Source organism: Streptomonospora mangrovi (assembly GCF_027604915.1).
In the GTDB taxonomy this organism is placed as follows: Bacteria; Actinomycetota; Actinomycetes; order Streptosporangiales; family Streptosporangiaceae; genus Streptomonospora; species Streptomonospora mangrovi.
In genome coordinates this window covers 248,606-255,762 of record NZ_JAJAQC010000005.1, presented here as the reverse complement: position 1 = coordinate 255,762, position 7,157 = coordinate 248,606, and the positions used below count along the sequence as shown (strand labels likewise).

The 7,157-nt window shown below is 74.1% G+C and carries 6 protein-coding genes; 1 reads left to right on the top strand and 5 read right to left on the bottom strand.

Going from position 1 to position 7,157, the window contains the following annotated elements:
- Positions 1-31: 31 nt before the first annotated feature.
- The 3 genes from LG943_RS05185 to LG943_RS05175 form a co-directional block, all read right to left on the bottom strand.
- A complete protein-coding gene (locus LG943_RS05185; RefSeq protein WP_270071006.1) occupies positions 32-1,354 on the bottom strand; it encodes an ROK family transcriptional regulator in 1,323 nt (440 codons plus the stop codon).
- Between the two features lie 470 nt (positions 1,355-1,824).
- Positions 1,825-2,028 carry a developmental transcriptional regulator BldC gene (bldC, locus tag LG943_RS05180; protein WP_179767954.1) on the bottom strand — a complete coding sequence of 68 codons (204 nt, stop codon included), beginning with the start codon at positions 2,026-2,028 and terminating at the stop codon, positions 1,825-1,827.
- A 693-nt stretch (positions 2,029-2,721) separates the two neighbouring features.
- Positions 2,722-3,624 carry a hypothetical protein gene (locus LG943_RS05175; protein ID WP_270071005.1) on the bottom strand — a complete coding sequence of 301 codons (903 nt, stop codon included), beginning with the start codon at positions 3,622-3,624 and terminating at the stop codon, positions 2,722-2,724.
- Between the two features lie 446 nt (positions 3,625-4,070).
- Here LG943_RS05175 and LG943_RS05170 point away from each other — a divergent pair, with 446 nt between their 5' ends.
- Positions 4,071-4,328, top strand: a complete 258-nt coding sequence (locus LG943_RS05170; protein ID WP_270071004.1) for a DUF3073 domain-containing protein — start codon at positions 4,071-4,073, stop codon at positions 4,326-4,328.
- Positions 4,329-4,487: 159 nt separating this feature from the next.
- Here the strand turns inward: LG943_RS05170 and purM are convergent, their stop codons facing one another.
- Together purM and purF are read right to left on the bottom strand one after the other, a co-directional pair.
- Positions 4,488-5,552 carry a phosphoribosylformylglycinamidine cyclo-ligase gene (gene purM / locus LG943_RS05165; RefSeq protein ID WP_270071003.1) on the bottom strand — a complete coding sequence of 355 codons (1,065 nt, stop codon included), beginning with the start codon at positions 5,550-5,552 and terminating at the stop codon, positions 4,488-4,490.
- A gap of 149 nt (positions 5,553-5,701) precedes the next feature.
- Positions 5,702-7,156 carry an amidophosphoribosyltransferase gene (gene purF, locus LG943_RS05160; RefSeq protein ID WP_270071024.1) on the bottom strand — a complete coding sequence of 485 codons (1,455 nt, stop codon included), beginning with the start codon at positions 7,154-7,156 and terminating at the stop codon, positions 5,702-5,704.
- Position 7,157: the final 1 nt, after the last annotated feature.

Genomic DNA, 7,157 nt, shown 5'->3' with positions numbered 1-7,157 from the left:
GGGCGCGGTGCGGCCGCGCCCGCGCGGACCTTCAGCCTCCGGCGGCCGGCACCGCCGCGCGCGGCGCGGGCAGCGGCAGCCGCCCGCCCTCCAGCGCGTCGACCATGGCCATGGCGCCGCCGCGCGCCGCCGCGCTCAGCCCCAGCACCGAGGGCTCGACCACGCAGCCGGCCGCGTCGGGGGCGAACGCCAGGTCGCGCACCGCCGCCCGGCACGCGGGCAGCAGCCAGGGGGCCAGCGGCACGAAGTAGCCGCCGAGCACCACCGCGCCCGGGTTGAGCAGGTTGACCAGCAGGGCGGCGCCGCGCCCCAGCCAGCCGCCCGCGCGGCGCAGCGCGGCCACGGCGACGGGGTCGCCGGCCTCGGCGCGCTCGACGGCGGCCGACACCAGGTCGGCCAGGTCGGCGCGGGTCAGCGCGCCGCCGGGGAACCGGTCGGGCAGGGCCGCGCGCAGGACCGCCTCGACGCCGGCCAGCGCCTCCAGGCAGCCGCGCCGCCCGCAGCCGCACGCCGGGCCGTCCTCGACCATGCGGGTGTGCCCGATCTCGCCGGCGAACCCCGAGGACCCGCGCAGCAGTTCGCCGCCGACCAGCACGCCCGCGCCGATCCCGACCTCGCCGGTGAGGTAGACGAGGTCGCGGGTGCGCGCGCGGTGGCCGCTGCGGTACTCGGCGACCGCGCCGAGGTTGGCGTCGTTGTCCACCAGCACCGGCGGCGCGGCCGCACCCCCGGACGCCGCGTCGGGCGGCCCGGCCAGCAGTTCCGTCAGCCGGGCGCGCAGCGGGGTGTGGGCCCAGCCGAGGTTGGGCGCGCGGGTGACGGTGCCGGTGGGGGAGTCGACCAGGCCGGGGACCCCCACGCCGACCCCGATGACGGCGCGGTCGCGCAGCGCGGGGTCGGCGGCCACCGAGCGCACCGCCTCGGCGATGCGCCGGGCGCAGGCGTCGGGGCCGGCCGCGCGGGCGTCGAAGGGCAGGTGCCGGGTGACCAGGTCGCGTTCGAGCAGGTCGACGGCGACCACCGCGAGGTAGTCGACGTTGACCTCCACGCCGATGGCGGCGATGGTGCGGTGGTCCAGCGCGAGCATGACCCCGGGGCGGCCGACCCGGCGCTCGGCGGACTCCCCGGTCTCGCGCAGCAGGCCGCGCGAGATCAGGTCGGCGACCAGGCTGGAGACCGTGGTCTTGGTCAGGCCGGTGGCGGCGGCCACGGCGGCGCGCGAGCAGGGGGCCAGGGCGCGCACCGCGCGCAGGACCAGGCCAAGGTTGGTCTCGCGGACGTCCTGGAGGCCGGCGGGTCCCGCGCCGACGTCGGCGGTGTTGGCTGTGTTGGCTGTGTTGGCGGTATTGGCCATGCGGGCTCCCTCCCCCCTCGCACCCGCCGCCCGGCGGGGCCGCGGCGTGCGGCGGGGCCGCGGCGGGCCGGCCGCCGGGCGCCATCGCGAACATACCGATACCGCGCGCCGGGCGGCAAAGTTCGCGAGCCTGACACGGCGGCAGGCGGGCGCGGGGCGGCGGGGGCGGTGCCCAGGGCGCGCGGTGTGCCGCAGGGGCGCTGAGCAGCGGTTCAGGGCCGCCTGGGGCGACACGGGACGGGGGTGCGGCCGGGCCGAAACGGGCGCGGCGCCGAGGGCGGCCGGAGCGGGCTGGAGCGGGCCGGGGCGGGGCGGCTGGAGCAGCCGGGGGCCGACCGGGAGCGGGGCGGACCGGGGCGGGCCGGGCGACGACGGAGGGCGGGCCACCTGCTGGGCGGCCCGCCCTCACCGAACGGGGAGGTCTGCACTCCCCGGTCGATCCCCCCGGAAGCGGCACATGCCGGGAGGGATCACTCCGAGCGCTGGTTGGGGATACCACTCAGCAGAGCACGGACCTCGGTCTCGCGGTAGCGGCGGTGGCCACCCAGGGTCCGAATCGAGGTCAGCTTGCCCGCTTTCGCCCAGCGCGTGACGGTCTTGGGGTCCACGCGGAACATGGTGGCGACCTCGGCAGGGGTCAACAGGGGCTCCGCCTCGGGCGTGCGAGTTGACATGTGTACGGCCTCTCCTCCTGGATCTGTGTGCCGATCCTGAGCCTTATCCTGGCACTTGGCCCGGATGTCCAATATTGCCCTTGTAGGTCTATATTGGCATCACCCGAGGTGATTACGCGACCACTTAACGCGACTTTGTCGGATGGGAGGTCGCAAAGCCGCCCATGGTGCGCGTCACGCTGAGTGATTCTAGCGACACGTTTAGTGGCATGTGGCGTATTCGGTCAAAACTTCGTTCTCCGGCCCTGTTTTTCTCGATCCGGCGCGCCCGAAGTGCTACGGGCGACCGGACTGAAATTCGGTCGGCGGGCGTGGTCGAGGGCCGCCAACCAGCTCTGGCCTGGGGTTTTACGACTTCCATGGGCGCGGCGCGGACACCCGCCGACTCCGCCTGGCCGTGCACCTGTGCCCGCCGCGGGGGCGGCGCGCCACGGGTGTCCGGTTGCGCAGAGTGCACTGGGTGACCGGTCGAACACAGTCTATGCCGAACATACTGAACTCTATGGGCTGGTATGCCCAATTTCGAGAATCCTGATGCGGTCTGCGTGTCTCGTCCGGACATATCCGCCTGTCAGAGCGCGAGAATTCCGTCGCGCGGAGTGAGAAACCTGGCGGCCAGGTTGTCGCCCGGCGTGGCGCGACGGGCGCGGAACGTGAACTTGTCTCGCGTTCTCGCTGGTGGGGGCGTGACCCTCAGTTGGCGTTCCGCAGCGCCTGGACCAGTTTCCAGCGCCGGCTCACCCGGTGGTACATCGCCGCCGCCAGCTCATGCTCCCCGGTCTGCAACCCGGTGATCGCCGCCCCCACCTCGGCCACCGACTCGTCCTGGCGCAGGTCGTCGTCGCCGAGCAGGTGCACCAGCCCCGCGTAGTCCAGCTCCAGCAGCCCTTGGGGATGGGCCGTGCCCAGCAGCCAGTCCTCCAGCCGCTCGGCCGCCGCCAGCGCCGCGCACTCCCCGACGTGCTCGCGCAGCACGCGCACCGCCCGCTCCAGCCGCCGCCGCGCGTCGGCCACGCGCGCCACGTAGAGCAGGGTGCGCGGCGCCGGACCCGTGCCGCCGGCGGGGTGGCAGGCACGGCCCGGGTCACCGCCCTCGCCCGGACCGCCCAGCACCAGGCAGCGCTCCGAGGCGTCGAACGGCGCGAACCACGACAGCGGGACCGTCCACGTGCTGGTCCGGATCAGGGTGCGCAGCGGCTCACCGCGCTCGCGCCAGGCGCGGAAGCGCTCCTCGGCGTCGGCGGCCACCGCCTCGGGCAGGAACGCCGCGCTGAGGCGGGCCGGGGTTTCGGCCCGGAACTCCCGCAGTCCCAGCCAGGACCGGAGCCGGGTCTGCCAGGGGCAGATGTAGGTCTCGCCGCCCATGCGCCGCACGTAGGCGTCGCCGCTCTCGCACTCGGGCGCCGGCACCGGCGGCGAGGCCACCAGCCGGCGCAGGCTCTCGGCGTGCTCGGCCGCCACCGCCCCGCTGCGCCGGGGCCGCCGCGCCGACACCGCGTAGGACCGCCAGTAGGCCCGCTCGCGCGGGGAGAACGCGGTGATCGGCTGGTAGACGCGGAGGTAGGCCGTGTACGGCAGGACGGGGTAGCGCGGCACGCAGGAATCGTGGCACACATCTCCCGGGCCGGTGCCCCCGGGGCGCGGCCGTGATCACCGACGGGGCGCGGCGGCGGCCCGGACCGGCCGCGCGACGGCCGATTGAACACCGCGACGGCGGGAACGCTAGGAGGCACCGGTCCGTTGACCGGTGCGAACGACCCCGGCCGCGGGGCTCGGCGGCGTCCCGACACACCGGGGCGCGCGGCCGTGCGCGGTGCCGGATTGCCCAGACACGCCCGAGCCGGAGCCGATCCGCCCCACCCCCGTGCACCGCGACCCGTTAGGCATGGGCGGCGTAGGCAGTTCGGATCCAAACCGGGTACGGTTGTATCCGTACGTAAGCTGGCGCCTGTCGTCAGTGCGGTGACGGCCGTCAGCCCGGCATTGCGGTTTTCTAGTGATCTGGGGTTTGTCCAAACCCAATCGTTGAGGGGGTCGAGCCAATGGGGCGCGGCCGAGCCAAGGCCAAGCAGCAGAAGGTCGCTCGGAGGCTGAAGTACAACTCCGGCGGTACCGACCTTGAGCGGCTGCGGGCAGAGCTGGGTGTCGCTGAGGAAGGTGGGGCACCGGCGCACGCGCCGGACCAGCCCTACGAAGACCCTTACGACGACCTGGTCGACCGTTATGCGGATCTAGCCGACGAGTACAGCCGCGACGACCCGACTGAGGGCGACTCAGATCGTTCGGACAGCCTCCGCTGACCCGTCGCGTCGGTCCGCCGGCAGCAGCACCAATCCGCATCACCGGGTCTGCCGAGTCCGCTGATGTCCGCTGACACGCACACCTGCATACACACATAGCCGGTTCGCGCCACGGCCGTGGCGCGAACCGGCTATGTGTGTATCCGCACACGGCTCGGCTCAGGAGTGCTCGCCCGCCAGGACGGCCCGCCCGCTTCCGGCGCGCACCTCGCCCAGCCGCCAGGCCGGCAGGCCGCGCTCGGCCAGCAGCGCCACCGCGCGCTCGGCCTGGTCCTCGGGCACCACCGCCGCCATGCCCACGCCCATGTTGAACGTGGCCTCCATGTCCGCGCGCCCGACCTTGCCCAGCTCCGCCAGGAAGGCGAACACCGCCGGCGGGGTCCAGCTCGCCCGGTCCAGCGCGGCGTCGAGGTGGCCGGGCAGCGACCGCGCCAGGTTGGCGGCGAGCCCGCCGCCGGTGATGTGGGCGAACGCGTGCACCTCGACCTCGGCGGCCAGCGCCAGGCAGTCCTTGGCGTAGACCCGGGTGGGGGTCAGCAGCTCCTCGCCCAGCGCCGCGCCGAACTCGGCGACGTGGGAGTCCAGCCGCAGCCCGGCCTCGTCGATCACCCGGCGCACCAGCGAGTACCCGTTGGAGTGCAGGCCCGAGGACGCCATGGCGATCACGGCGTCGCCCTCGCGGACCCGCTGCGGCCCCAGGACCGCGTCCTCCTCGACCACGCCCGTGCCGGCGCCGGCCAGGTCGTACTCGTCGGGCCGCATGGCGCCGGGGTGCTCGGCGGTCTCGCCGCCGATGAGGGTGCACCCGGCCTGGTGGCAGCCCTCGGCGATGCCCGACACGATCTCGGCGATGCGCTCGGGCACCACCTTGCCGCAGGCGATGTAGTCGGTCATGAACAGCGGCTCGGCGCCGCAGACCACGAGGTCGTCCACGACCATGCCGACCAGGTCGACGCCGATGGTGTCGTGCCGGTCGAAGCGCTGGGCCAGCAGCACCTTGGTGCCCACGCCGTCGGTGGAGGTGGCCAGCAGCGGCGCGCGGTACCGGGCGGTGTCGAGCCGGAACAGCCCGGCGAACCCGCTGGCGTCGGCGACCTGCTCGGGCCGCCGGGTGCGCGCCACGTGCGCCTTCATCAGCTCCACGGCGCGGTCGCCGGCGGCGATGTCGACACCGGCGGCGGCGTAGGCCGGCGGGGTGGCACCCTCTGCCACGCGATTCCTCATCTCTGTCGTCGGGCTCTCATCAGGCTGTCATCGGGCTGTCGTCGGACGGTCGCGGGGCCGCCGCCGGGCACCGCCCCGGGCGGCCCCGGCCGGGCACGCCCGTGGGCGCGTACAGCGGGGGGCGCCGCGCGGGGCGGCCGGGCGGCGGATCAGCGGCGGGCGGCCAGCGAGGGCTCGTCGGCCACGCCGGGGGTGCCGCAGGACTTCTCCAGCAGGTACTTGCCCCGGGAGTCCTCATCGACCTCGATGGGGTACTCGCCGTCGAAGCAGGCGCGGCACAGCCGGTCCTTGGGGACCCGGGTGGCCTCGACCAGTTCGTCCAGGGCGATGTAGGCCAGGGAGTCGGCGCCGATGGAGTCGCGGATCTCCTCGGTGGAGAGGTTGCCCGCCACCAGTTCGGACTTGGTCGCGAAGTCGACGCCGTAGTAGCAGGGCCACATCACCGGCGGGCTGGAGATGCGCACGTGGACCTCTGCGGCGCCGGCGTCGCGCAGCATGCGCACCAGCGCGCGCTGGGTGTTGCCGCGCACGATGGAGTCGTCCACGACCACCAGGCGCTTGCCGGCGATCACCTCGCGCAGCGGGTTCAGCTTAAGCCGGATGCCCAGTTGGCGCAGGGTCTGGCTGGGCTGGATGAAAGTGCGCCCGACGTAGGAGTTCTTCACCAGGCCCTGGGCGAAGGGGATCCCGCTGCCGTCGGCGTAGCCCACGGCGGCCGGGGTGCCGGACTCGGGCACGGGGATGACCAGGTCGGCGTCGGCGGGGTGCTGGCGGGCCAGGCGGCGGCCGACCTCCACACGCGCGGAGTTGACGCTGCGCCCGGCGATGGTGGTGTCGGGGCGCGCCAGGTAGACGTACTCGAACAGGCAGCCCTTGGGCGCGGCGGCGGCGAACCGCATGGAGCGGACCCCGCGGTGGTCGACCGTGATCATCTCGCCGGGCTCGATCTCGCGGTCGAAGACCGCGCCGACGATGTCGAGGGCCGCGGTCTCGCTGGCCACCGCCCAGCCGCCCTCCAGCCGGCCCAGCACCAGCGGGCGGATGCCCTGGGGGTCGCGGGCGGCGTACAGGGTGTGCTCGTCCATGAAGACCAGCGAGAAGGCGCCCTTGACCTGCGGCAGCAGCTCCAGGGCGGCTTCCTCGGTGCTGCGGTCGGGGTTGTGGGCGAGCAGGCCGGTCAGGACCTCGGTGTCGGTGGTGGCGCCGCGCCGCTCGTTGGGCAGCATGGCGGCGAGTTCGGGGGTGTTGATGAGGTTGCCGTTGTGGCCCAGCGCGAGGCCGCCGTCGCGCGCGGTGTAGAAGGTCGGCTGCGCGTTCTCCCACACCGGCGAGCCGGTGGTGGAGTAGCGGCAGTGGCCGATCGCCAGGTGCCCGCGCAGGGAGTCGAGGGTGGCCTCGTTGAAGACCTGGGAGACCAGGCCCATGTCCTTGTAGACGACGATCCGCTCGCCGTCGCTCAGCGCGATGCCCGCGGACTCCTGGCCGCGGTGCTGGAGAGCGTAGAGGCCGAAATAGGTGAGCTTGCTGACTTCTTCGCCGGGCGCCCAGACCCCGAAGACCCCGCAGGCGTCCTGCGGTGCGCGGTCGTGCGGGTCGGTTTCCATG